Raw genomic sequence first — 23,992 nt, forward strand, 5'->3', positions numbered from 1 at the left:
TCAGTGCACGGCGGCGGCGTCGATCGTCTGCCGCGTGACCCGCTTGCGGAACACCCAGTACGTCCAGCCCTGGTAGGCGAGGATCAGCGGCAGGAAGATCAGCGCCGTCCAGCTCATGACCGTGAGGGTGTAGGGCGTGCTCGACGCGTTCGCGATGGTCAGGCTGTTGGCCGGGTCGTTCGAGGCGGGCATGACGTCGGGGAAGAGCGCCGCGAACAGCGCGAACACCGCTGCGCCGATCGTGACGGCCATGAGCGCGAACGCGGTCCGCTCGGCGCCGCGACCGTTGGCGAGCCACCCGCCGATGAGCGCGAGCGCCGCGACCGCGGCGAGCCCCCAGAACCACGCCGTGCCGTGCGCGAACCCCGTCCACACGAGGAACGACGCCGCGACCACGATCGTGATGACGCCCGCACGCGCCGCGAGCTTCCGGGCGCGCTCGCGGATCTCGCCGTCGGTCTTCAGCGCGGCGAACACGACGCCGTGCGTGAAGAACAGCAGCAGGGTCGTCAGCCCGCCGAGCAGCGCGTACGGGTTCAGCAGGTCGAACAGCGTGCCGGTGTAGTTGTGGTCCGCGTCGAGCGGCACGCCCTGCACGATGTTCGCGAACGCGACGCCCCAGAGCAGCGAAGGCACGGCCGAGCCGATGATGATCATCCAGTCGAAGCGCCGCTTCCACTCGGCTTCGGGCCGCTGGTGGCGGTACTCGAACGAGACGCCGCGCGCGATGAGCGCGACGAGGATGAGCAGCAGGGCGAGGTAGAAGCCCGAGAACAGCGTGGCGTACCACTCGGGGAACGCCGCGAACAGGGAGGCGCCCGCGACGATCACCCAGGTCTCGTTGAGGTCCCAGACCGGGCCGATGGTGTTGATCAGCACGCGACGGTCGGTGTCGTCCTTCGCGAGGAAGGGCAGCGACATCCCGACGCCGAAGTCGAACCCGTCGAGCACGAAGTAGCCGACGAAGAGGAAGGCGACGATCCAGAACCAGAGCACTGCGAGATCCATGTCGTTGTCCTCCTAGTAGACCGTTGCGGCGTGTTCGACCTTGCCCGTCTCCGGGTCGGGCGGGGCGATCTCGGGCGGGCCCTTCCGGATGGCACGGAGGATGAGCTTGACCTCGACGACCGCGAGCGCGCCGTAGACGAGGGTGAACACCACGAGCGAGATGAGCACGTCGAGCCCGGTGACGTTCGGCGACACGGCCGACTCGGTGGGCAGCAGGCTGAACACGATCCAGGGCTGGCGGCCCATCTCGGTGAAGATCCAGCCGACGATCATCGCGCCGAGCGAGAGCGGGAAGCTCCAGATGGCGATCGCCCACACCCAGCGCTGCCGGGGCATGCGGCCCTTGCGGGTGAGCCAGAGGCCGACGACCGCGATGAGCACGTGGAGCAGCCCGAGCCCGATCATCCAGCGGAACGACCAGTAGGTCACCCAGATGATCGGGGCGTAGTCGCCGGGCCCGTACAGGTCGGTGTACAGCGCCTGGAGGTCGTTGATGCCCTCGACGCACCCGTCGAGCGTGTGGGTCGAGAGCAGCGAGAGCAGGTAGGGCACTCGGATGGAGAACAGCTCGGTGCTGCCGTCGGGCGTGCCGAGCGTGAACAGCGAGAACGAGGCATCCGCACCGCAGACGGTGTCGTACGTGGCCTCGGCCGCCGCCATCTTCATGGGCTGCGTCGCGACCATCGCGAGGCTCAGCTGGTCGCCGAAGAACGTCGTGAGGGCGCCGGCGCCGACCATCGTCCAGAGCCCGAACTTCAGGGCCGGGCGCATGGTGTCGAGGTGCTGGTTGCGTGCGAGGTGCCAGGCGGCGGCGCTGATGATCAGCCCGGAGCTCACCATGAACGACGCGGCGATCGTGTGCGGGAACGCCGCGAGGGCAACGGGGTTGGTCAGGAGCGCCCAGATGTCGACGAGCTCGGCGCGGCCCCGCTCGGCGTTCATCTCGTAGCCGACCGGGTTCTGCATGAACGCGTTCGCCGCGATGATGAAGTACGCCGAGAGGATGGTGCCGATCGCCGTCGCCCAGATCGTGGCGAGGTGCACCTTCTGCGGCAGGCGGTTCCAGCCGAAGATCCACAGTCCGATGAAGGTCGCCTCGAGGAAGAACGCCAGGAGGCCCTCGAGTGCGAGCGGAGCGCCGAACACGTCGCCGACGAAGCGCGAGTACTCCGACCAGTTCATGCCGAACTGGAACTCCTGCACGATGCCCGTGACGACGCCCATGGCGAAGTTGATGAGGAAGATCGTGCCGAAGAACCGGGTGATCCGCAGGTACTCGACCTTGCCCGTCCGCACCCACGCGGTCTGGAAGACGGCCGTGGTGGTCGCCAGGCCGATCGTGATGGGGACGAAGAGGAAGTGGTAGACCGTGGTCAGGCCGAACTGCCACCGCGCGAGCAGGAGCGGATCGAGGAGGTCGTTCACTGGAGGGCCCCTTTCATGGGAGTGAACTGGCGACGCGATACTTCTACACAGCGTAGAGCACTTTTTCTACGCCATGTAGAACCATTGGGCCCTTGCGCGCTATCCTCGAGATATGGCAGGTCTCGGAGAGCTGGAGCGCTCGATCATGGAGCAGCTCTGGATGAGCGACGCGCCGCTCACCGCGAACGAGATCCGCGACCGCCTGGCCGAGTCCGGCGCACCGTCGCGGGGCCCCGCGACCACCACCGTGCTGACGGTGCTCTCCCGCCTCGAGCGCAAGGGATTCGTCGCCCGAGCCCGCGAGACCCGCCCGCACCGCTACCACGCGCTCCTGACGCGTGCCGAGCACACGGCCGAGCTCATGCACGAGGTGCTCTCGTCGTCGTCCGATCGCGACGCCGCACTCGCCCGGTTCGTCGGCACGGTCAGCGCCGGCGAGGCGAACACGCTGCGCAAACTGCTCGACGAGCTCGTGCGACACTGACGTGATCGCCGCCGCCGTGCTGCTCGGCGTGCTCGCGCTCGCGCTCGCGTGGCCCGTGCCGATGGCGCTCTCCACCGCCCGATGGCCCAGCCGCTCGCCGGCGGCGGCGCTGGCGCTCTGGCAGGGCATCGCGCTCGGGGGCGCGCTCGCGATGATCGGCTCGCTGCTCGCCTTCGGCGCCTCACCGGCCGGTTCCCTCACGGCCGCCGTCCAGCTCCTGTTGCCGGCGCTCTTCACCGGTCCGATCCCCCCGCCCTTCGGCATCGTGCACATCGCCGCCCTCACGCTCGCCGTCGGGCTCGCCGTGCACCTCGCGCTCAACGTCGCCACCACCGCGGTGCGAGCCGAGCGCGCCCGCCGTCGCCTGCATCGCATGGTCGACCTGCTCGCCGATCCCGCCGACGAGTCGTCGGGCGCGCGGGTGCTGTCCCACCCGATCCCCCTCGCCTACTGCGTCCCGGGAATCCGCACCGCCACGGTCATCACGGCAGGACTCGTCGACCTGCTCGACGCCGACGAACTCCGCGCCGTCATCGCGCACGAACGCGCGCACCTCGACCAGCTCCATCACCTCGTGCTCCTGGCGTTCCGCGCCTGGCACGGCGCACTCCCGTGGTTCCCCATCGCGAACCGCGCCGAACGAGCGGTGGCGCTGCTCACCGAGATGCTCGCCGACGACCGGGCGCGCACCGAGGTCGGCGCCGACCCGCTCCGGGACGCGCTGGTGCGCGTCGGCGCCTCCGGCGAACCCGGACCGTACGCCGACACCGGGGGCGTGAACCCCGACGCGGGCATGCTCGAACAGCGCCTCGAACGCCTCGAGGCGCCGCGCCATCCGCTCGACCCGGGAGCGCGCGCCGCGTGCTGGGCCGCGACCGCGGGGATCGTCGCGGTCCCCGTCGGGGTGCTCGCCGCGATCGCATACTGAGGCAGGGCGCGCACGGCGGGCGCGAAGGCGGACACCCTAGGCTCGAACCGTGAACGAGCTGCTCGACGGCATCCTCGAGACCGTGGCCGCGGTCGACCCGGTGCTGCGCACGCTCCTCGCCGCACTCGGCATCATGCTGGAGACCTCGGTGCTCGTCGGCCTGATCGTCCCCGGCGACACCATCGTCCTCGTCGCCGCCACGGCGGTCGACGGCACCGTCGAGTACTTCGCGCTCGCCCTCGCCGTGATCGTCGGTGCGCTGATCGGCGAGAGCATCGGCTTCGCACTCGGCCGCTGGTTCGGGCCGCACATCCAGCACTCGCGCCTCGGCCGGCGCATCGGCGAGCACAACTGGCATCGCGCGCAGCGCTACCTCGCACGCCGCGGCGGCCCGGCGGTGTTCATCTCCCGATTCCTGCCGGTGCTGCATTCGCTCGTGCCGCTGACGGTCGGGATGAGCGACATGAGCTATCGCCGGTTCCTCGCCTGGACCGCGCCCGCATGCGTGATCTGGTCGTTCGGCTACGTGAGCGTGGGCTCCGCGGCGGCCGGCGGCTACCGCGAGCTGAGCGATGAACTGCACTGGGCCGGCTACCTCTTCGTCGGCGCCATCGTGGTCTTCCTCCTGCTCGTGTGGGCCGGCAAGAAGGTGCTCTTCAAGCTCGAGGCGCGGCACATGGCCGAGGACTCGGCGCGCCCGCACCGCGGCCGCACGACGACGCACGAGGGGCCGGCCGCCGAAGCGACCGACCCCTCCGAACGGGACGCGTCGGGCTAGAACAGGTCCTGCTCGGCGAGCCAGTCCGCGGCGATCTGATCGGCGGACTCCTGGTCGTTGACGCTCAGCGAGTTGAGCTCGACGAGGTCGGCCGCGGAGAGCGCCGCGCTCACCGTGTTGATGACCTCGGCCATCTCGTCGGTGACCTTCTCGCTCACGACCGGGACAACGTTCGAGGCGAGGAAGAGCCCTTCAGGGTCTTCGAGCGTGACGAGGTCGTTCGCGGCGATGTTCGGGTCGGCGCTGTAGATGTTCACCATCTGCACCTGGTCGTCGACGAGCGCCTTCAGCGTCAGCGGTCCGCCGCTGTCCTCGATCGGAGTGAACGCGACGTCGACGCCGTAGACGGACTTCAGGCCCTCCGGCCCGTAGGGGCGCGTCGCCAGCTCGGAGTTGCCGCCGAGCGTGATCGGCGTCGTGACGTCCGCGAGGTCGGCGAGGCTCGTGACGCCGTTCTCCTCGGAGAACGCCTTGGTCACGTTGTACGAGTCCTGGTCGGTCGCGGGCGACTGGTCGAGCACACGCAGCCCGTCGGGCAGCGCGCCCTCGAGCTCGGCGTAGACGTCGTCGCTCGTCGTCGCGGTCGTGTCGGGCACGTAGTACTGGAGAAGATTGCCCGTGTACTCGGGGAAGACGTCGATCGCGCCGCTCTCGATCTCGGGGATGTACACCTCGCGCTGGCCGATCCGGAACTGCCGGTCGACCGTGAAGCCGTTCGCCTCGAGGGCCTGCGCGTAGAGCTCGGCGATGATCTCGTTCGAGTAGTAGTCCTGCGAGCCGACGACGATCGTCTCGGACGCGCCGTCGCCGCCATCCGATCCGCTGTCGAGCGGATCACCCGACGCGCACCCTGCCAGGGCCACTGTCGCCCCGACCGCGACCGCTGCCAGTGCAACGAGCCGGCCTTTTCCTGCTGTGGTCATTCCTGATTCCCTTCGGTGATGGGTTGCCCCACGATCGCCCGGGACCGGGTCGGCTCCGGGCGAGGCTCTGCGGTGCGCGCGGCCCGCACGCCGGCGGGCACGACGAGGCGCTGGGTGAGTGCGAAGGCTCCGTCGACGACGAGCGCGAGGACGATGACGAGGATCGATCCGCCGAGCATCTCGCCGTAGTCGCGGGTCTTGAGGCCGGCGAAGATGAACCGGCCGAGGCCGAAGTCGGCGACATAGGCGGCGAGGGTCGCGGTCGCGATGATCTGCAGCGTCGCCGAGCGGATGCCGCCGACGACGATCGGCATGCTGAGCGGCAGCTCAACCTTGCCCACGATCTGGGTCTCGCGCATGCCCATCGCCCGTGCGGCGTCGATGGTGCGGCGATCGACGGACTCGAACCCGGCGTACGCCCCGGCGAGCAGCGGCGGGATCGCGAGGATCACGAGGGCGATGATCGGGGCCTGGAGCCCGATGCCGAGCCAGAGCGCGAACAGCGTGAGCACGCCGAGGGTGGGGAGGGCGCGGAGCCCGCCGGAGACCATGACCGCGGGTTCCCGGCCGCGACCGGTGTGCCCGACGAGCCCGCCGAGCGGCAGCGCGACCAGCGCCGAGATGGCGAGCACGACCGCCGAGATCCAGAGGTGCTCGAGCAGCCGCTGGGGGATGCTGCCCACCCCGCTCCAGTTCGCGGGATCGGTGAGCCAGGCGAGCGCGTCGGCGAGGAGGTTCACGATGCCTCCGCCGGAGCCGGGGCGCGCCGCGCCGACCCGACGCGCGACGCGCGCACCCTGGTCCACGGCATGAGCAGGCGTCCGGCGAGCACCGCCAGCCAGTCGAGGAGGAGCGCGAGCGCGATGGTCGCCACGATGCCTGTCACGATCTCGACCTGGATGCCGCGCTGGAACCCGTCGGTGAAGAGGCTGCCGAGGCTCTGCACGCCGATCACCGCGCCCACCGTGGCGAGGCTCACGGTGCTGACGATGACGACCCGCAGGCCGGACAGCAGCACCGGGCCGGCGAGCGGCAGCTCGACGCCCCAGAAGCGGCCGGCCTCGGAGTAGCCCACCGCGGTCGCCGACTGCAGCACGTCGCGCTCCACCGCGTCGAACGCGTCGGCGGCCGTGCGCACGATCACCGCGATGCCGTAGAGGGTGAGCGCGATCACGAGGTTCAGCGGCGACCTCAGGCTGAGCCCGGTGATCGCGGGCAGCGCGATGAACAGGGCGAGCGACGGGACGGCGTAGAGCAGCGCGCAGAGGGAGAGCAGCACGCCGCGCGACCACCGGTAACGGTGAGCGAGCCATCCGATCGGGACCGACACCACGAAACTCAGTATGATCGCGGGCACCGACAGTGCGAGGTGCACGAGCACGAGCTCGCCGACCCGGTCGAGGTTCGACCAGAGCCAGTTCACGAGACCAGGACCCCCGCAGGCCGGCCGTCGCCGTCGACCACGATGCTCCGCCCGTCCACCTCGGCGAGGTGGAGCGCGCGCTTGCCGCGATCGGCGCCGACGAAGTCCGCGACGAACTCGTCGGCCGGGTGGGCCAGGATCTCGGCGGGCGAGGCCGCCTGCGAGATCTTGCCGCCCTGCTGCATGATCACGACCTGGTCGCCGAGCAGGAAGGCCTCGTCGATGTCGTGGGTGACGAACACCACGGTCTTGCCGAGCTCCCCCTGCAGCCGCAGCAGTTCCTGCTGCAGCTCGGCGCGCACGATGGGATCGACCGCGCCGAACGGCTCGTCCATCAGCAGGATGTTCGGGTCGACCGCGAGTCCGCGCGCCACGCCGACGCGCTGCTGCTGGCCCCCGGAGAGCTGGCTCGGATACCGGTCGGCGAGCGAACGGTCGAGCCCGACGGTGTCGAGCAGCTCGAGGGCGCGGCGGCGCGCCTCGCGCTTGGGCTCGCCGCGCAGCATCGGCACGGTCGCGACGTTGTCGATCACCTTGCGGTGCGGGAGCAGGCCCGAGTTCTGCATCACGTAGCCGATGCCGCGCCGCAGCTTCACGGGATCGCGCGTCGCGACATCCGTGCCGTCGATGAGCACCTGGCCCGCGGTCGGGTCGACCATGCGGTTGATCATCCGCAGCAGCGTCGTCTTGCCCGAACCCGACGACCCCACGAAGACCGTGGTCTTGTGCGGCGGGATCACGATGTCGACGTCGTGCACGGCGACCGTGCCGTCGGGGAACTCCTTGGTGACGCCGCGGAACTCGATCATGCTGCCTCTCCCCCGGTGCGGGACGCCGTGCGGCGCACGGTCAAGCCAAACACCTCGGGGGCGCCGGGGGCAACGGATGGCGCGGCGGTTCGCCGCGCGCCCGGCAGGTTCTCAGGCGGCCGACGTGGCGGATGCGCGGGCCGCGAGATGCTCGTCGAGGTACTCGCGCACGACGCGGCGCGCCTCGTCGAGGTAGCGCTGGTCGCCCGCGGGATCGCGCTCGAACGCACGGTGGATGAGCGCCCCGCCGATCTCGAGCGACACGCCGAGTCGGAAGCGGACCTCCTGCTCGTCGGCGATGCCGAACTCGTGCTCCATGAGGCGGGCCACGCGGTGCGCGAGCTCGGGCTCGCCGTCGTGCTCGGACGCCTCGCGCGGCGCCGCGTGGATCACGCTGAACCCCGGCTCCTCGCGGTAGAGGTCGGCGCACACGTCGAGGGCGTGGCCGACGACGTCCCACCACTGGGCGAGCTCGGCGCGCTCCATGGTCTCGGCGAGACGCTCGCGATACCGGCGCACGCTCCGCTCGCGGAGCGCGTGCAGCACCGCGACACGATCGGGGAAGTAGCGGTAGACCGTGCCGATCGAGGCTCCGGCGCGCTCGGCGACCATCTGGGTCGTCAGCCGCTCGAATCCGAGCTCGTCGACGATCTCGGCGGCGGCATCCAGCAGGGCGTCGAGCCGCTGGGTGCTGCGACGCTGCGTCGGCTCGGTGCGTACCGAGCGCCTCCGTCCGTGATCGGTCCCGAGGATCAGGTCGATGTTTGGCACGGAAATCTCCTCACTTGCCGGTCCACTCTACCCGGGCCTCGGAACGGTGCCGACCATGACGGCGGGGTTTCGCATCCCGGCGGGGGTGCATGACAGACTGAGTGGATGCCGGTGAGTTCCCCCATCCCGGCCGGTCCCCGGCAACGGCCGGTCCGGCACGGTGCCGCGCGTGTCGAGGACTGGATCCACGATGTGCGCGAACGCTGGGCCCGCCGCCGCGGTCATGTTCCGACCGTCGTGCCCTACACCGGCTACGGCTCGACGGAGTGGGTCCGCGTGTTCTGCCGCGTGCTGCTGTCCAAGCCCGTCCGCGCCGACGACACCTCCAAGCGGCGTCGCCGTCGCCGTGAGCAGGGCATCCGCGGATGGCGCAGCTTCACGAGCGTGCCGGTGGGCGACGTTCCCGTGGTGATCGAGGTCGGCGGCGAACGCATCGAGGTGCTCGCCGATCGCGGCGGCGTCGTCGACACGAAGATCCCCGTTCGCCTCGAGTCCGGCTGGAACCGGGCCGTGCTGCGCGTGGAGGGCTCGGAGGACGTCGAGGCGCCCGTCTGGGTGGTCGGCCCCGACGTCGACTTCGGCATCGTCTCCGACATCGACGACACCGTGATGGTCACGGCGCTCCCCCGCCCGTTCGTCGCGTTCTGGAACACCTTCGTGCTCGACGAGCACGCACGCAGCCCCACTCCGGGCATGGCCGTCCTCTACGAGCGGCTCGTGCGGGCGCACCCCGGCTCGCCCGTCATCTACCTCTCGACCGGCGCGTGGAACGTGGCGCCGACCCTCACGCGGTTCCTCTCGCGCAACCTCTACCCCGCGGGCCCCATCCTACTCACCGACTGGGGTCCCACGCACGACCGCTGGTTCCGCAGCGGCAGGGCGCACAAGACCGAGAACCTCCACCGGCTGGCCGAGGAGTTCCCGCACATGCGCTGGTTGCTCATCGGCGACGACGGGCAGCACGATGAGGAGCTCTACGCCGACTTCGCGAAGCAGCATCCCGGCCAGGTCGCCGCGATCGCCATCCGCGAGCTCTCCGTCGGCGAGGCGGTCCTCGCCGGCGGCCGCGCCAAGGCCGAGCAGCACGGCGCCGACGTCCCGTGGGTGTCGGCGAGCGACGGGGCGACGCTGGCCGACCGGCTCGGCGACGTCGGCATGCTCTGACGCATGACGACCTGTCGCCCGCCTCGGCGGGCGGAACTGGTCCTCAGGCGACGGATGCCGCGGCGAGCCGCCCGCGCCGGATGCGGTCGAGCCCCCGGTTGACCTGCCTCGCCCACAGCGGCCCGCGGTAGACGAACGCGGTGTAGCCCTGCACGAGGGTGGCGCCGGAGTCGAGCCGCTCCTGGACGTCGTCGGCCGTCTCGACGCCGCCGACCGAGATCACGCACAGCGAGGCCGGCACGTGCTCGCGGATGAGCCGAAGCACGGCGAGCGACCGCGCGGCGAGCGGTGCACCGGAGAGCCCGCCCGCACCGATCGCCTCGACCTCCGCCGACGACGTCACGAGGCCCGCGCGCGAGATCGTCGTGTTGGTCGCGATGATGCCGTCGAGGCCGAGCCGGGTCACGAGCTCGCAGATCCGCACGACCTCGGCGTCCTCGAGGTCGGGGGCGATCTTCACGAGCAGCGGCGTCGATCCGGCGGCCTGCCGCACTGCCTCGAGCAACGGCGCGAGCGCATCGAGCTCCTGCAGGCCGCGAAGCCCCGGCGTGTTCGGCGAGCTGACGTTGACCACGAGGTAGTCGGCGTGCGGTGCGAGCACCTTCGCACTCCGCACGTAGTCGTCGGTGGCCTGCTCGACGGGCGTGACCCGGCTCTTGCCGATGTTCACGCCGAGGACCGGACGGTGCGTGCGACGAGACAGCCGCGAGATGCGGCCGGCCGCGGCATCCGCCCCGCCGTTGTTGAAGCCCATGCGATTGACGAGCGCGCGGTCGGCGACGAGCCGGAACAGGCGGGGCCGCTCGTTGCCCGGCTGCGGCAGCGCCGTGATCGTGCCGACCTCGACGTGGCCGAAGCCGAGGTTGCCGAGCCCGACGACCGCGAGGGCGTCCTTGTCGAACCCGGCGGCGAGGCCGAACGGCGACGGGAAGCGCAGGCCGAGCGCCTCGACCGCGAGTTCGGGCGACGGTGCGGTCGTGCGCTCGACGAGGCGGCCGAGCCCGAGGGTGGGCAGGGCGCGGATGAAGCCGAACGCGAAGTGGTGCGCGCGCTCCGGCTCCATGCGGGAGAAGACCAGGGAGAAGAGGAGTCGATACATGCCGTCGATCAGGCTACTCGACGGGGCGCGCCGGCAGGCGCCCGTGCTCCTCGCGGAGCGCCTCGATCGCGGCCTCGAAGTCGTCGAGCGACTCGAACGCCTGGTAGACGCTCGCGAAGCGCAGGTAGGCGACCTCGTCGAGCTCGCGGAGCGGCGGCAGGATCGCCAGGCCGATGTCGTTCGCCTCGATCTGCGACGCGCCCGTCGAACGGATCGTCTCCTCGACCTTCTGCGCGAGCACGGCGAGGTCGGAGTCGGTGACCGGGCGCCCCTGGCACGCCTTCTTGACGCCGAGCACGACCTTCTCGCGGCTGAACGGCTCGATGACGCCCGACCGCTTGATCACCGCCAGGCTCGCCGTCTCGGTGGTCGAGAACCGGCGCCCGCACTCCGGGCACTGGCGCCGACGGCGGATCGACAGCCCGTCGTCGCTCGTGCGGGAGTCGATGACGCGCGAATCGGGGTGACGGCAGAAGGGGCAGTACATGGTGCTCTCAGCGTACCGGCGGGTGCGGCGTCACTCGCCGAACCGCGCGGTCACGGCCTCGCCGTGCGCGGGGAGGTCCTCCTCGGCCGAGAGCGTCGCGATCACGGGCGCGACCTCGCGCAGCGCCGCCTCGTCGTACCGCACGACCTGCTGCGGGCGGAGGAACGTCGCCGCCGAGAGCCCCGCCGCGTGCCGCGACTGGCCGCCCGTCGGGAGCACGTGGTTGGAGCCGGCAGCGTAGTCGCCGAGGCTCACGGGCGAGTACGGGCCGATGAAGATCGCGCCGGCGTTCTCGATGCGCGCCAGTGTCGCGTCGGCGTCGCGCACCTGGATCTCGAGGTGCTCGGCGCCGAACGCGTTGGCGAAGTCGGCGGCCTGCTCGAGGTCGTCGACGAGCACGACGGCCGACTGCGGACCCTCGAGGGCGGTGCGGACCCGCTCGGAGTGGCGCGTCTCGGTGGCGCGCACCGCGAGCCGCTCCAGCACGCGCTCGGCGAACTCGGCCGAGTCGGTGACGAGCACGGCGGCGGCGAGCTCGTCGTGCTCGGCCTGGCTGACCAGGTCGGATGCCACGAAGTCGGCGTCGGCCGCCTCGTCGGCGATCACGAGGATGTCGGTCGGCCCGGCCTCGGCGTCGATGCCCGTGACGCCCTGCACGACGCGCTTCGCGGCCGCGACGAACACGTTGCCCGGCCCCGTCACGCGCTGGACCGGCTCGAGCCCGATGCCCGGCACGCCGTACGCGAACGCGCCGATCGCGCCCGCCCCGCCCATCGCGTAGACCTCGTCGATGCCGAGCAGCGCCGCCGCCCCCGCGATCGTCGGGTGGATGCGGCCGCCGTGCGCGGCCTGCGCCGGCGAGGCGAGCGCGATCGAGCGCACGCCCGCGACCTGCGCGGGCACGACGTTCATCACGACGCTCGACGGGTAGACCGCCTTGCCGCCTGGCACGTAGAGGCCGACGCGGCCGACGGGCTGCCAGCGCTGCTCGACGATCGCGCCCGTGGCGAGCACGGTGCGTTCGGGCGCCGGAACCTGCGCCGCACTGGCCGCGCGCACGCGCTCGATGGTCGACTCGATCGCACGGCGCACGTCGGGCCGCAGCGCGTCGCCGGCCTCGGCGAGCTCCTCGGCGCTCACCCGCACCGCGGCGGGCCGGACCCGGTCGAACCGCTCGGCCTGATCGAGCAGCGCCGCCTCGCCGCGCTCGCGGACGTCGTCGATGAGCGCGCGGGCCGGCTCGAGGGCGGCCGCGACATCGGTCGCGGCGCGCGGGACGAGCGCGAGCAGCTCGGTTGCGGACGGACGGGAACCGCGGAGGTCGATCGTGCGAAGCATGGTCGGACCAGCCTATCGAGGCCATCGCGACGCACGCACCGCGCGCGTCACGTCAAGCAGTTCGGGCCGAGCAGGCTCTTCAGCTCGCCGTAGAAGTCGGCGCTCACGGCGACCGGATACGGGAGTTCGAACACCCGAGCCGTGCGCCCCTTGGTGAGCTTCAGCCGCACCTCGGTGTCGCCGCGGTGCCGGATCAGCACGTCGCCGAGCGCGGTGATCGTGTCGGTGGTCGCCCGCACGTCGGGCAGCGAGATGACCACGGGCCCGTTCTCGTCGCCCTGGCCCACCTCGGGCTCGAAGACACTGTAGGCGTGCAGGTTCATGCCGTCGTCGCGCATGCTGACGCGGCCGCGGACGACCACGATCGAGTCGCCCTTCAGCGCGGGCGCGAACTCCTGGTACGCCTTGCCCATGAACATCACGGTGATCTCGCCCGAGAAGTCCTCGACCTGGATCATGCCGTACTGGTTGCCGGACTGCCGCGCCACGCGGTGCTGCACGCTCGTCACGAGGCCGGCGATGGTCGCGACGTCGCCGTCCTGCGTGGCATCCGAGCTCATGAGGTCGGTGATCGTCGTCGACGCGTGCTTGGCGAGCGTCGCCTCGAGCCCGGCCAGCGGGTGGTCGGAGACGTAGAGCCCGAGCATCTCGCGCTCGAACGCGAGCTTGTCGCGCTTGGACCACTCCGGACGGTCGGGCACGGGCGAGGGTGCGGCCTCCTTCTCGTGCTCCTCGAAGAGGCTGTCGAAGTCGAACCCGACGTCGCCGTTCTCCTCGGCCCGCTTCTCCTTGACGGCGGCCTCGACCGCGCCCTCGTGGATCTCGACGAGCGCGCGGCGCGTGTGCCCGAGCGAGTCGAACGCGCCGGCCTTGACGAGCGATTCGACGGTGCGCTTGTTGGCGACCTGCGTGGGCACCTTCTTCAGGAAGTCGTGGAAGGTCTCGAAGCGCCCCTTCGCGTCGCGCGCGGCCCGGATCGCGTCGACGACGTTGAAGCCGACGTTGCGCACCGCGCCGAGGCCGAAGCGGATGTCGTCGCCGACGGCCGCGAAGAACCCGATCGACTCGTTCACGTCGGGCGGGAGCACCTTGATGCCCATGCGCCGGCACTCGTTGAGGTAGAGCGCGAGCTTGTCGCGTGCGTCGCCCACCGACGTGAGCAGTGCCGCCATGTACTCGGCCGGGTAGTGCGCCTTGAGGTAGGCGGTCCAGTAGCTGAGCACGCCGTAGGCGGCGGAGTGGGCCTTGTTGAACGCGTAGTCGGAGAATGGCAGCAGGATGTCCCACAGCGTCTTCACCGCGGCATCCGAGAAGCCGTTGGCCTTCATGCCGCCCGAGAAGCCCTCGTACTGCTTGTCGAGCTCGGACTTCTTCTTCTTGCCCATCGCGCGGCGCAGGATGTCGGCCTGGCCGAGGCTGAACCCGGCGACCTTCTGCGCGATCGCCATGACCTGCTCCTGGTAGATGATCAGGCCGTAGCTGGTGTCGAGGATGTCCTTGAGCGGCTCCTCGAGCTCGGGGTGGATCGGCGTGATCGGCTGCAGGCCGTTCTTGCGCAGCGCGTAGTTGATGTGCGAGTTCGCGCCCATCGGGCCGGGGCGGTAGAGCGCGATGACGGCCGAGATGTCCTCGAAGTTGTCGGGCTTCATCTGCCGGAGGAGCGAGCGCATCGGCCCGCCGTCGAGCTGGAAGACGCCGAGCGTGTCGCCGCGCGAGAGCAGCTGGTACGCCTCCGCGTCGTCGAGCGCGAGGTCTTCGAGCACCGGCCGGAAGCCCCGGTTCGCCTCGATGTTGTCGAGCGCGTCGTCGATGATCGTCAGGTTCCGCAGGCCCAGGAAGTCCATCTTGATCAGGCCGAGGGACTCGCACGCCGGGTAGTCGAACTGCGTGACGATCTGGCCGTCCTGCTCCCGCTTCATGATCGGGATGATGTCGATGAGCGGCTCGCTCGACATGATGACGCCGGCCGCGTGCACGCCCCACTGGCGCTTGAGGTTCTCGAGCCCGAGCGCGGTCTCGAAGACCGTCCTCGCCTCGCCGTCGGTCTCGATGAGGGCGCGGATGTCGCCGGCCTCCTTGTACCGCGGGTGGTCCTTGTCGAGGATCCCGGAGAGCGGGATGTCCTTGCCCATGACGGCCGGCGGCATCGCCTTGGTCAGCTTCTCGCCCATGCCGAACGGGAAGCCGAGCACGCGGCTGGAGTCCTTCAGGGCCTGCTTGGCCTTGATCGTGCCGTACGTGACGATCTGCGCGACGCGCTCATCGCCGTACTTCTCGGTGACGTACCGGATGACCTCGCCGCGACGACGCTCGTCGAAGTCGACGTCGAAGTCGGGCATCGAGACGCGGTCGGGGTTCAGGAACCGCTCGAAGATGAGCCCGTGCTGCAGCGGGTCGAGGTCGGTGATCTTCATCGCGTACGCCGCCATGGAGCCGGCGCCCGATCCGCGGCCCGGGCCGACGCGGATGCCGTTGCGCTTGGACCAGTTGATGAAGTCGGCGACGACCAGGAAGTAGCCCGGGAAGCCCATCTGGCTGATGACCTCGACCTCGTAGTCGGCCTGTCGGCGGACCTCGTCGGGGATGCCGGCCGGGTAGCGCTCGTGGAGGCCCTGCTCGACCTCCTTGACGAACCAGCTCTGCTCGCTCTCGCCCTCGGGCACCGGATAGCGCGGCATGTAGTTCGCACTCGTGTTGAACTGCACGTCGCAGCGCTCGGCGATCAGCAGCGTGTTGTCGCACGCCTCGGGGTGGTCGCGGAACAGGTGCCGCATCTCGGCGGCGGACTTGAGGTAGAACTCGTCGGCGTCGAACTTGAACCGGTTGGGGTCGTCGAGGGTCGAACCGGACTGCACGCAGAGCAGGGCAGCGTGGCTCTTCGCATCATGCGCGTGCGTGTAGTGCAGGTCGTTGGTCGCGACGAGCGGCAGGTCGAGCTGCTTCGCGAGGCGCAGCAGGTCGTCCATGATGCGCTTCTCGATGCCGAGCCCGTGGTCCATGATCTCGGCGAAGAAGTTCTCCTTGCCGAAGATGTCGCGGAAGTCGGCCGCGGCCTGCACCGCCTCGTCGTACTGGCCGAGCCGGAGCCGCGTCTGCACCTCGCCGGATGGGCAGCCGGTGGTGGCGATGAGGCCCTTCGCGTACGTCTGCAGCAGCTCGCGGTCCATGCGCGGCTTGAAGTAGTACCCCTCGATCGACGCCCGGCTCGAGAGCCGGAAGAGGTTGTGCATGCCCTCGGTCGTCTCGGAGAGCAGCGTCATGTGCGTGTAGGCGCCGGAGCCCGACACGTCGTCGCCGCCGCCGTTGCCCCAGCGCACCCGCGTCTTGTCGCTGCGGTGCGTGCCCGGCGTGAGGTACGCCTCGGTGCCGATGATGGGCTTCACGCCGGCGTCGGTCGCCTGCTTCCAGAAGTCGTACGCGCCGAACACGTTGCCGTGGTCGGTCACCGCGACCGCGGGCATGCCCTCGGCCGCGGCGGCCTTCATCAGCTCGCCGACCCGGGCGGCCCCGTCGAGCATCGAGTACTCGGAGTGCACGTGCAGGTGGACGAAGGAATCGGCGGCCACAGAACTCCTCAGCGCTTCGGGATCATCAGTCTAGGGGCGACCGCCGACCTCGGAGGTGCCCGCCGCTCAGTCGCCCCGCAGGACGTCGAGCGCGTGCTGGAGGTCGGCCGGGTAGTCCGAATCGTAGGTCGTCCACTCCCCCGTGCCGGGATGCACGAACGAGAGCTCCTTCGCGTGCAGCCACTGGCGCGCGAGCCCGAGTCGGGCGCTCAACGCGGGATCGGCGCCGTACATCGCGTCGCCCGTGCAGGGATGCCGCTGCGCCGCCATGTGCACGCGGATCTGGTGCGTACGACCCGTCTCGAGGTGCACTTCGAGCAGCGACGCGTACGGGAACGCCTCGATCGTCTCGTAGTGCGTGACGGCGTGCTTGCCGTCGGAGGTCACCGCGAACTTCCACTCCGAGCGCGGATGGCGCCCGACGGGCGCGTCGATCGTCCCGGCCAGCGGGTCGGGGTGGCCCTGCACGAGCGTGTGGTAGATCTTCTCGACCTCGCGGTCGTGGAACTTCCGCTTGAGGTCGGTGTAGGCGCGTTCGGACTTCGCGACGACCATGAGACCGCTCGTGCCCTGGTCGAGCCGGTGCACGACGCCCTGCCGCTCGGGGGCACCCGACGTGGAGATCCGGTAGCCGGCCGCGGCGAGGGCCCCGACCACCGTCGGGCCCTCCCAGCCGAGCGACGGGTGCGCCGCGACGCCCGGCGGCTTGTCGACCACCACGATCTCGTCGTCGTCGTGGACGATGCCCAGATCGGGCACCGGGATGGCCTCGACCTCGAGCGTGCGCGGCGGAGCCCAGCTCACCTCGAGCCACGCGCCGGCGCGCAGGCGGTCGGCCTTGTCGACCACGGCGCCGTCGAGCCGCACGCCCCCGGCCGACGCGACCTCGGCGGCCTGCGTCCGGGAGAAGCCGAGCAGCTTGGCGAGCCCGGCGTCGACCCGCGACCCCTCGAGCCCGTCGGGGACGGGCAGTGCGCGGTGCTCCACGTCAGGACTCGCGTGCGAGCTCGGCGGGTGCGCCGCCGCGCGCTTCGCGCCCGGTCTCCGAGGCGGGCGTCGCGGCCTCGGTCGCATCGTCGCCGTCGCGCGCCGGCCGCGATCCGTCGAGGCCGATGCCCCGGATCGTCAGGATCATGAACAGGACCATGCTCGAGACGATCGCGATGTCGGCCACGTTGTAGATCGCGGGGAGCATCCACGGCGTTGAGATGAAGTCGATCACGTGCCCGATGCCGAACCCCGGCTCACGGAGGAGCCGGTCGGTCAGGTTGCCGAGCACGCCGCCGAGCAGGAGGCCGAAGACCAGCGCCCAGGCGATCGAGCGGATGCGGCGGGCGAACCACACGATGAACGTGATGACGCCCGCCGCGAGGATCGTGAAGACCCAGGTCATGCCGCTCGCGATCGAGAAGGCCGCCCCGGGGTTCCGCACGAACTGCCACTGCAGCACGTTGCCGAGCACCGGGACGACCTCGCCCTCGGCGAGCGTGGTGACGACGAAGTACTTGCTCAGCTGGTCGACGCCGTAGACGGTGATCGCGACGCCGACCAGGATGAGCAGCGCGGTGGTGCCGACCCTGGCCGCGCGCTCAGCCGCCAAAGCCCTGGAAGGTCGGGGCGGGCTCGCTCGTCGCGCCCTGCGCACCGACCGGGGCCGAGAAGCCCGCGCCGCCGGAGACCTGCACCGGCTGTGCGGTGTCGAGCTCGCGGAGCTGGCCCTCGATGTAGCTCTTCAGCTTCTGGCGGTACTCGCGCTCGAAGACGCGGAGCTCGTCGACGCGCTTCTCGAGCGCGACCCGCTCCTGGTCGAGGATGCCCATCTGCGCGCGCTGCTTCGCCTCGGCCTCGGCCACGATGCGAGCCGCGGTCGCGTGGCCCTCGGCGATGAGCGCGTCGCGCTTCTCGACGCCCTCGCGCACGTGCTCCTCGTGGAGCCGGCGGGCGAGCTGGAGCAGGTTCGTCGTGCTCGTCTGCTCGTCGATCTCGGACTGCGGCGTCGGCGCGGGCGTCGGCACTGCGACGGTCGGCGGCGCGGCGGCCGGTTCGGCGTACACGGGCACGGCGGCGGCCGCGGGTGCGGCACCGCCCTCGCCCGCACGGGCCTCAGCAGCGGCGAGACGCTGGCGCAGCTCCTCGTTCTCCTGGTTCAGCCGACGCAGCTCGACGACCACCTCATCGAGGAAGTCGTCGACCTCGTCCTGGTCGTACCCTTCCCGGAACTTCGTCGCCTGGAAGCGCTTGTTGACCACATCTTCCGGAGTTAGCGCCATGGCTTCCCACCCTCAAATCTGTCGAACTGTCGATCACGTTCAGCTAACGGTAGCAAAGAGAACCTCACGGAGGCAGAGAGCGCAGATGCTCGGCGCGCCACCTCCGCGTCATCCGGTCACGCCGATGCCGCGGAGGCCGCGGCGAGCCACGACACGACGGTCATCGCGACGATCACGACGAGCATCGCGATGCTCCATCCGAGATCGAGCGCGACCTGGCCGAGCCGGATCGGCGGCACGAGCCGCCGGAAGAATCGCACCAGCGGATCGGTCACCGTGTACACGCCCTCGACGAGCACGAGCACGAATCCGCGGGGCCGCCAGGAGCGGTTGAACGTGCGCACGAGGTCGAGCACGAACCTCGCCCACATCACGAAGAAGTAGATGAGGAGCAGGGTGTAGAGGAGGTTCCAGACGACGACGAGGGCACTCACGTCGGGGAGTCTACGCGTGCGTGAAGAACGACGCGTCGACGTCGCCCTCCGTCTCGCCGGCCTCCCCCGAGACCACGACGTGCGCGGGAGAGAGCAGGAAGACCTTGCTCGTCACGCGCTCGATCTTGCCGTAGAGGCCCTGCGAGAGCCCGCTCGCGAAGTCGATGAGCCGGCGCGCGTCGGCGTCGGACATCTGCGAGAGGTTGATGATCACCGGCACGCCCTCGCGGAAGGACTCGGCGATCACCTGGGCGTCTCGGTACTGGCGCGGGTGCACCGTGAGGATCTCGTTCATCTCCGCCTGCGGGGGTGTCGGTTGGATGTGCTGCTTCCTGAGCGGTGTCACCGCGGCCCCGGTCTTTGGTGCCGGCGAGGGCGCGGGGTGCACGATCGGAGCCGGCGCAGCCGCCGTCTGCGGCGTGTCGGCCTCGAGCTCCTCGTCGGCGAGTCCGAGGTAGACCATGGTCTTCTTGAGCGGGTTGGACATCGCTGCCTCCGTCAGTGGTTCCGTGGTTCCGAGGCTAGCCCGGGGTCGGGCGATCACCCGTGATTGCCGTGCCGATCCGAAGGTGTGTCGCACCCTCCAAGATCGCGTCGCGATAGTCGTGCGACATCCCCATGGACAGCGCGGTCGCGTCGGGGGCCAGTGCGCGGATGCGCTCGGACAGGCCTCTGACGCGCGCGAACGCGGGCCTCGCGGGCTCGCCGAGCGGCGCGACCGCCATGAGCCCGAGCAGTCGAAGCCCCGGCGTGCCGAGCACGTGCTCGACGAGCGGAGCGAGCGCACCGGGGGCGACGCCGCCGCGGCCGGGGTCGTCCGTGAGGTTGACCTGGACGAAGCAGTCGACGGAGGCCTCGTCGGAGCGCAGCGCGTCGACCAGCGACGCACGGTCGACCGAGTGGATCACCGAGGCGTAGGCGCGGACCTGCCGTGCCTTCTTGCCCTGGAGCTGCCCGACGAAGTGCCACGTCAGCGCGAGGTCGGCGAGCTCGCGTGCCTTCGCTTGCGCCTCCTGGTGACGGTTCTCGCCGACGTCGGTGACGCCGAGCGCGGCGAGCTCGCGGATGAGCGAGACCGGCTGGAACTTCGTGACCACGATCGTCGTGATCCCGTCGGCATCGCGGCCTGCCGCCGAGGCGGCCTCCGCGATGCCCGACTGCACGGCGTCGAGCCGGGCGGCGAGCTCGCTCACGCGGTCCGCCCCCGGCACCGGCTCCGTGGACTCACTTGAGGAAGTCGGGGATGTCGAGGTCGTCCGAGTCATCGCCGAACGCGGGGTCGGAGACGATCTGGTCGGCCGTGCGGCTGGTGGCCTCGCCCCAGTTCGCCGTTTCGACGAGCTCCTCGATGTCGATCTCGGCGAGAGCCTCGCCCGAGTCCGCGCCCGCGAGCGCGCTCCCGAACCCGGACCCGCCGCCCGCGACGGCGCCCACGGTCGCCGGGACGACCGACGGCTTCTTCACCTCGACCGGCTTCGGCATGGGGTCTCCGCCGTCGAAGCCCGCGGCGATCACGGTCACGCGGACCTCGTCGCCGAGGGTGTCGTCGATGACCGCACCGAAGATGATGTTCGCCTCGGGATGCACCGCCTCCTGCACGAGCCGGGCCGCGTCGTTGATCTCGAAGATGCCGAGGTTCGATCCGCCCTGGATCGAGAGCAGCACGCCGTGGGCGCCGTCGATGGACGCCTCGAGCAGCGGGCTCGCGACCGCCAGCTCGGCGGCCTTGATCGCCCGGTCGGCGCCGCGCGAGGACCCGATGCCCATGAGCGCCGAGCCGGCGCCCTGCATGACCGACTTGACGTCGGCGAAGTCGAGGTTGATCAGGCCCGGCGTGGTGATGAGGTCGGTGATGCCCTGCACACCGGCGAGGAGCACCTGGTCGGCCGTCGCGAACGCCTCGAGCATCGAGATGCCGCGGTCGCTGATCTCGAGCAGGCGGTCGTTCGGCACGACGATGAGGGTGTCGACCTCTTCCTTCAGGCGCGCGACGCCCTGCTCGGCCTGGGTCTGCCGGCGCTTGCCCTCGAAGCCGAACGGCTTGGTCACGACGCCGATCGTGAGCGCGCCGATCGACTTCGCGATGCGCGCGACGACCGGCGCGCCGCCCGTTCCGGTGCCGCCGCCCTCGCCCGCGGTGACGAAGACCATGTCGGCGCCCGCGAGCGCCTCCTCGATCTCCTCCGCGTGGTCCTCGGCCGCGCGCCGGCCGACCTCGGGATCCGCGCCGGCTCCCAGGCCGCGCGTGAGGTCGCGTCCGACGTCGAGCTTGACGTCGGCGTCGGACATGAGCAGCGCCTGCGCGTCGGTGTTGATCGCGATGAACTCGACCCCGCGCAGGCCGAGCTCGATCATGCGGTTCACGGCGTTGACGCCGCCACCGCCGATGCCGACCACCTTGATGACGGCGAGGTAGTTCTGGTTTGTCGACATGTTCGGCCCTCTCTGCGAACTCTGAACCCTGAACCTCTAGTCGAAGGTTAAAGATTTGCCGAGTATGCAATTCCTGAATCGAAGGTAGGTGCCCGCGGCCGGGCATCCGGCAAGGCGCCTCCGCGTGTCGCGATCCGACGCGTCACTGCGTGACAGGACTGAGCGGCGCCGAGACGTCGTAGCGACCCACCGAGTCGGGCGGCGCGGCCGACATGAGCCGCACCAGCACGGTCGACTTCAGGGCCGAGTCCTCCGCGCTCCCCCACACCACGGTCGCGCCCTCCGCGAGCTGGAGCCGGACATCGTCGGGCGAGTCCGCCACGACGGTCGTCACGCGCGCGAGCAGGTCGGCGGGCAGGCTGCGCAGCACCGCGCCGACCGAGGGGAACGCATCGCCCGACAGGCCGCCTTCCACGTCGAGCATCGGCAGGCCCTCCGACGCCTGGTCCGCGCGCTCGATCACCACGCCGGCCGCGTCGACCGCCGTGAACCCCGACGAGCCCTCGATCCAGCCCACGGGCGTGCGCTCGACGATCCGGACGACGAGCGTGCCGGGCGGCACGGTCTCGGTCGAGTACGTCTCGATGAGCGGGAATCCGGAGAGCGTCTCCTGGACCTCGTCGGACGCGATGAGCGGCAGGGGCGTCCCGAGGCGATCCTCGAAGGCGGCGCGGACGTCGGCGGTGGGGATGCGCGCGGTGCCCTCGACGCGCACCTCGCGCAGCGCCATGAGCGGCGAGTAGGCGACGACGACGGCGAGCACGGCGAGCCCGACGACGGAGGCGAGGCCGGTGATCCACGCGATCCGCCGCATGCGGCTCCGCTTCGTGAAGCGCCGCACCTCCTGGCGTTCGTACCGGCGCCGTTCCCGTTCCGCGGCGGCCACCGCGCGGCGTGCCGCACGATCGTCGGACGGCGACGTCGCGCCGCGGCCCTCCGACCCAGCGGAGGCCGGCCGTGCGTCGCCGTCTCCTGTCGGCCGCACCTCGGCGGCCCGGTCGCCCTCACCCACCGGGAGCCGGATCGGCTCGGTCAGCGTGAGGTCGCGACCCTCCGACGAGCGGACGGGATCGCCGACCGCGGATACGCGGTCCCTCCGGACGCCGCGCTCAGCGCCCGCCTCGGGGCGGACGGCCGCGGACGCGTTCGCGCGCGTCCGCACGGACCGCGCCCGATCGAATCCCTGCGGCCGCTTCACGACGCCCCGCTCAGCTGCGCCGCTCGCGCTCGAGGGAACCGAGGATCTGCGGCACGATGCGGTAGACGTCGCCGCAGCCGAGGGTGATGACGAAGTCGCCCGGCCGGGCGATGCGCGCGGTGTGGTCGGCCGCGTCCTGCCAGTCGGCGATGAACGCGACGTGCTCGGGGTGGACGAATCGCTCGCTCACGAGCGCGCCGGTGACCCCGGGCTCGGGGTCCTCGCGGGCACCGTAGACGTCGAGCACGACCGTCTCGTCGGCGTACTGCTCGAGCACGTCGGCGAACTCCTTCGCGAAGAGCCGCGTGCGGCTGTAGAGGTGCGGCTGGTGCACCGCGATGATGCGCCCGTCGCCCACGACCGTCCGCGCCGCGGAGAGCGCCGCGGCGACCTCGGTCGGGTGGTGCGCGTAGTCGTCGTAGACGCTCACCCCGTCGACCGTGCCGTGCAGCTCGAATCGGCGGCCGGTGCCCGCGAACCGCGCGATGCCCTCGAGCGAGCGCTGCGGGTCGAAGCCGAGCCCGACCAGCACGGCGAACGCGCCCGCGGCGTTGATCGCGTTGTGGCGGCCGGGGATGCGCAGCTGCGCAGCGTACTCGCCGCCCTCGTACGACAGCGAGAACGCAACGGGACCCTCGGTCCGGATGGAGTGCACCCGCACCGTGGCATCCGCCGCCTCGCCGAACGTCATGACCCGCCGGTGCGAGAGGCGCTCGTGCACGCGCGTCGCGCCGGCGTCGTCGGAGGAGATCACGACGAGCTCGCGCGCGCGGTCGGAGAAGTCGACGAACGCCTGCTCGAAGGCCTCGAGCGAACCATAGTGGTCGAGGTGGTCGGGGTCGACGTTCGTGACGAGCGCGACGGAGGTGTCGTACAGCAGGAACGAGCCGTCGGACTCGTCGGCCTCGACCACGAACAGCTCGCCCGAACCCGACGCGGAACTCACGCCGAGCTCCTCGATGACGCCGCCATTGACGAAGCTCGGGTCCTCCCCCAGCGCGAGCAGGCCGGTGATGATCATGCCCGTCGACGTCGTCTTGCCGTGCGCGCCGGCGACGGACACGAGCCGTCGGCCGGCGATCACCGAGGCGAGCGCCTGCGAGCGGTGCAGCACCGGGACGCCGCGGGAGAGCGCCAGCCGGTACTCCGGGTTGTCCTGCCAGAGCGCTCCGGTCACGACGACCGTGTCGACGTCGTCGGGCAGGTTCTCGGCGGCGTGCCCGATCGCGATCGTCGCGCCGAGCGCGCGGAGCGCCGTGACGTTGTCGGACTCGCGCACGTCGGAGCCGGTCACCCGGTGGCCTGCACCGAGCGCGAGCCGCGCGATCCCGCTCATGCCCGATCCCCCGATGCCGACGAAGTGCACGGCGCCGAGGTCGGCGGGGATCGGAGTGGAGAGGTCGGGCTTGATCGTCACGGTGTCGCGGAGCTTCCTGGTCGGGGGTTCGGTGGGA

23 protein-coding genes and 1 pseudogene are annotated in these 23,992 nt (G+C 70.9%); 4 read left to right on the plus strand and 20 right to left on the minus strand.

The genetic code is table 11. The features are described from left to right. Both cydB and AC3RKB_RS18195 read right to left on the minus strand, forming a co-directional pair. The gene (gene cydB / locus AC3RKB_RS18190; RefSeq protein WP_491437732.1) at window positions 1-1,008 is read right to left on the minus strand and encodes a cytochrome d ubiquinol oxidase subunit II; all 1,008 of its coding nucleotides are present in this window, start codon (window positions 1,006-1,008) and stop codon (window positions 1-3) included. Window positions 1,009-1,020: 12 nt separating this feature from the next. After that, a complete protein-coding gene (locus AC3RKB_RS18195) occupies window positions 1,021-2,433 on the minus strand; it encodes a cytochrome ubiquinol oxidase subunit I (protein ID WP_491437733.1) in 1,413 nt (470 codons plus the stop codon). A gap of 112 nt (window positions 2,434-2,545) precedes the next feature. Between AC3RKB_RS18195 and AC3RKB_RS18200 the strand changes: the two genes are divergently transcribed. From AC3RKB_RS18200 to AC3RKB_RS18210, 3 genes are read left to right on the plus strand one after another with little or no spacing between them, the layout of a single operon-like run. Further along, window positions 2,546-2,917, plus strand: a complete 372-nt coding sequence (locus tag AC3RKB_RS18200) for a BlaI/MecI/CopY family transcriptional regulator (RefSeq protein ID WP_491437734.1) — start codon at window positions 2,546-2,548, stop codon at window positions 2,915-2,917. 1 nt (window position 2,918) lies between these two features. Continuing rightward, window positions 2,919-3,845 carry a M56 family metallopeptidase gene (locus AC3RKB_RS18205; RefSeq protein WP_491437735.1) on the plus strand — a complete coding sequence of 309 codons (927 nt, stop codon included), beginning with the start codon at window positions 2,919-2,921 and terminating at the stop codon, window positions 3,843-3,845. Between the two features lie 49 nt (window positions 3,846-3,894). Further along, the gene (locus AC3RKB_RS18210) at window positions 3,895-4,623 is read left to right on the plus strand and encodes a DedA family protein (RefSeq protein WP_491437736.1); all 729 of its coding nucleotides are present in this window, start codon (window positions 3,895-3,897) and stop codon (window positions 4,621-4,623) included. On the opposite strand, the gene AC3RKB_RS18215 is transcribed toward AC3RKB_RS18210, so the two are convergent. The 5 genes from AC3RKB_RS18215 to AC3RKB_RS18235 form a co-directional block, all read right to left on the minus strand. Next, complete coding sequence (locus AC3RKB_RS18215) at window positions 4,620-5,546, minus strand: ABC transporter substrate-binding protein (RefSeq protein WP_491437737.1); 927 nt, start codon at window positions 5,544-5,546, stop codon at window positions 4,620-4,622. The two genes, AC3RKB_RS18210 and AC3RKB_RS18215, sit on opposite strands and share 4 nt — an antisense overlap. Beyond that, complete coding sequence (locus AC3RKB_RS18220; protein ID WP_491437738.1) at window positions 5,543-6,286, minus strand: ABC transporter permease; 744 nt, start codon at window positions 6,284-6,286, stop codon at window positions 5,543-5,545. Before AC3RKB_RS18220 ends, AC3RKB_RS18215 begins: the two co-directional genes overlap by 4 nt. Further along, window positions 6,283-6,969 (minus strand): ABC transporter permease, encoded by a 687-nt coding sequence (locus AC3RKB_RS18225; RefSeq protein ID WP_491437739.1) that lies wholly within the window; start codon window positions 6,967-6,969, stop codon window positions 6,283-6,285. The genes AC3RKB_RS18220 and AC3RKB_RS18225 overlap by 4 nt, the downstream gene beginning before the upstream one ends. Next, a complete protein-coding gene (locus tag AC3RKB_RS18230; RefSeq protein ID WP_491437740.1) occupies window positions 6,966-7,778 on the minus strand; it encodes an ABC transporter ATP-binding protein in 813 nt (270 codons plus the stop codon). The genes AC3RKB_RS18225 and AC3RKB_RS18230 overlap by 4 nt, the downstream gene beginning before the upstream one ends. Before the next feature lie 111 nt (window positions 7,779-7,889). Further along, entirely contained in the window at window positions 7,890-8,549 is a 660-nt protein-coding gene (locus AC3RKB_RS18235; protein WP_491437741.1) for a TetR/AcrR family transcriptional regulator, read from the minus strand. Between the two features lie 105 nt (window positions 8,550-8,654). Here AC3RKB_RS18235 and AC3RKB_RS18240 point away from each other — a divergent pair, with 105 nt between their 5' ends. Beyond that, window positions 8,655-9,713 (plus strand): App1 family protein phosphatidate phosphatase, encoded by a 1,059-nt coding sequence (locus AC3RKB_RS18240; RefSeq protein WP_491437742.1) that lies wholly within the window; start codon window positions 8,655-8,657, stop codon window positions 9,711-9,713. A 43-nt stretch (window positions 9,714-9,756) separates the two neighbouring features. Here AC3RKB_RS18240 and AC3RKB_RS18245 read toward each other — a convergent pair whose 3' ends face one another. The 13 genes and pseudogenes from AC3RKB_RS18245 to murC all read right to left on the minus strand — a co-directional run. After that, window positions 9,757-10,812, minus strand: coding sequence for a quinone-dependent dihydroorotate dehydrogenase (locus AC3RKB_RS18245; RefSeq protein ID WP_491437743.1), 1,056 nt, complete (start codon window positions 10,810-10,812; stop codon window positions 9,757-9,759). 13 nt (window positions 10,813-10,825) lie between these two features. After that, window positions 10,826-11,299, minus strand: coding sequence for a transcriptional regulator NrdR (gene nrdR, locus AC3RKB_RS18250; protein WP_204394001.1), 474 nt, complete (start codon window positions 11,297-11,299; stop codon window positions 10,826-10,828). 30 nt (window positions 11,300-11,329) lie between these two features. Beyond that, window positions 11,330-12,637, minus strand: a complete 1,308-nt coding sequence (gene hisD, locus AC3RKB_RS18255; protein WP_491437744.1) for a histidinol dehydrogenase — start codon at window positions 12,635-12,637, stop codon at window positions 11,330-11,332. A 47-nt stretch (window positions 12,638-12,684) separates the two neighbouring features. Continuing rightward, complete coding sequence (dnaE, locus tag AC3RKB_RS18260; protein WP_491437888.1) at window positions 12,685-16,155, minus strand: DNA polymerase III subunit alpha; 3,471 nt, start codon at window positions 16,153-16,155, stop codon at window positions 12,685-12,687. A gap of 114 nt (window positions 16,156-16,269) precedes the next feature. After that, window positions 16,270-17,190 carry an RluA family pseudouridine synthase gene (locus AC3RKB_RS18265; RefSeq protein ID WP_491437745.1) on the minus strand — a complete coding sequence of 307 codons (921 nt, stop codon included), beginning with the start codon at window positions 17,188-17,190 and terminating at the stop codon, window positions 16,270-16,272. Between the two features lies 1 nt (window position 17,191). After that, window positions 17,192-17,803 (minus strand): signal peptidase II, encoded by a 612-nt coding sequence (gene lspA, locus AC3RKB_RS18270; RefSeq protein ID WP_491437746.1) that lies wholly within the window; start codon window positions 17,801-17,803, stop codon window positions 17,192-17,194. Next, window positions 17,793-18,473 carry a DivIVA domain-containing protein gene (locus tag AC3RKB_RS18275; protein ID WP_491437747.1) on the minus strand — a complete coding sequence of 227 codons (681 nt, stop codon included), beginning with the start codon at window positions 18,471-18,473 and terminating at the stop codon, window positions 17,793-17,795. Before AC3RKB_RS18275 ends, lspA begins: the two co-directional genes overlap by 11 nt. 116 nt (window positions 18,474-18,589) lie before the next feature. Next, window positions 18,590-18,907 carry a YggT family protein gene (locus AC3RKB_RS18280; protein WP_465545081.1) on the minus strand — a complete coding sequence of 106 codons (318 nt, stop codon included), beginning with the start codon at window positions 18,905-18,907 and terminating at the stop codon, window positions 18,590-18,592. A 10-nt stretch (window positions 18,908-18,917) separates the two neighbouring features. After that, complete coding sequence (locus AC3RKB_RS18285; RefSeq protein ID WP_491437748.1) at window positions 18,918-19,394, minus strand: cell division protein SepF; 477 nt, start codon at window positions 19,392-19,394, stop codon at window positions 18,918-18,920. 34 nt (window positions 19,395-19,428) lie between these two features. Next, window positions 19,429-20,172, minus strand: coding sequence for a YggS family pyridoxal phosphate-dependent enzyme (locus tag AC3RKB_RS18290; protein ID WP_491437750.1), 744 nt, complete (start codon window positions 20,170-20,172; stop codon window positions 19,429-19,431). Further along, window positions 20,132-21,340, minus strand: coding sequence for a cell division protein FtsZ (gene ftsZ, locus AC3RKB_RS18295; protein ID WP_491437751.1), 1,209 nt, complete (start codon window positions 21,338-21,340; stop codon window positions 20,132-20,134). Before ftsZ ends, AC3RKB_RS18290 begins: the two co-directional genes overlap by 41 nt. Before the next feature lie 142 nt (window positions 21,341-21,482). Further along, window positions 21,483-22,502 carry a cell division protein FtsQ/DivIB gene (locus AC3RKB_RS18300; RefSeq protein ID WP_491437890.1) on the minus strand — a complete coding sequence of 340 codons (1,020 nt, stop codon included), beginning with the start codon at window positions 22,500-22,502 and terminating at the stop codon, window positions 21,483-21,485. An 18-nt stretch (window positions 22,503-22,520) separates the two neighbouring features. Further along, window positions 22,521-23,955, minus strand: a pseudogene (gene murC, locus AC3RKB_RS18305) (UDP-N-acetylmuramate--L-alanine ligase); the annotation flags it as partial. Between the last annotated feature and the right edge of the window lie 37 nt (window positions 23,956-23,992).

It is taken from the genome of Agromyces capsici, from assembly GCF_058349965.1.

What these genes read in the sequence shown, in the direction of transcription:
- cydB (WP_491437732.1), bottom strand. Translation starts at nt 1,008, where the DNA reads ATGGATCTCGCAGTGCTCTGGTTCTGGATCGTCGCCTTCCTCTTCGTC.
- AC3RKB_RS18200 (WP_491437734.1), top strand. Translation starts at nt 2,546, where the DNA reads ATGGCAGGTCTCGGAGAGCTGGAGCGCTCGATCATGGAGCAGCTCTGG.
- AC3RKB_RS18215 (WP_491437737.1), bottom strand. Translation starts at nt 5,546, where the DNA reads ATGACCACAGCAGGAAAAGGCCGGCTCGTTGCACTGGCAGCGGTCGCG.
- AC3RKB_RS18230 (WP_491437740.1), bottom strand. Translation starts at nt 7,778, where the DNA reads ATGATCGAGTTCCGCGGCGTCACCAAGGAGTTCCCCGACGGCACGGTC.
- AC3RKB_RS18240 (WP_491437742.1), top strand. Translation starts at nt 8,655, where the DNA reads ATGCCGGTGAGTTCCCCCATCCCGGCCGGTCCCCGGCAACGGCCGGTC.
- AC3RKB_RS18245 (WP_491437743.1), bottom strand. Translation starts at nt 10,812, where the DNA reads ATGTATCGACTCCTCTTCTCCCTGGTCTTCTCCCGCATGGAGCCGGAG.
- nrdR (WP_204394001.1), bottom strand. Translation starts at nt 11,299, where the DNA reads ATGTACTGCCCCTTCTGCCGTCACCCCGATTCGCGCGTCATCGACTCC.
- hisD (WP_491437744.1), bottom strand. Translation starts at nt 12,637, where the DNA reads ATGCTTCGCACGATCGACCTCCGCGGTTCCCGTCCGTCCGCAACCGAG.
- dnaE (WP_491437888.1), bottom strand. Translation starts at nt 16,155, where the DNA reads ATGCTCGACGGGGCCGCCCGGGTCGGCGAGCTGATGAAGGCCGCCGCG.
- AC3RKB_RS18275 (WP_491437747.1), bottom strand. Translation starts at nt 18,473, where the DNA reads ATGGCGCTAACTCCGGAAGATGTGGTCAACAAGCGCTTCCAGGCGACG.
- AC3RKB_RS18285 (WP_491437748.1), bottom strand. Translation starts at nt 19,394, where the DNA reads ATGTCCAACCCGCTCAAGAAGACCATGGTCTACCTCGGACTCGCCGAC.
- AC3RKB_RS18290 (WP_491437750.1), bottom strand. Translation starts at nt 20,172, where the DNA reads ATGACTCGGACGACCTCGACATCCCCGACTTCCTCAAGTGAGTCCACG.
- ftsZ (WP_491437751.1), bottom strand. Translation starts at nt 21,340, where the DNA reads ATGTCGACAAACCAGAACTACCTCGCCGTCATCAAGGTGGTCGGCATC.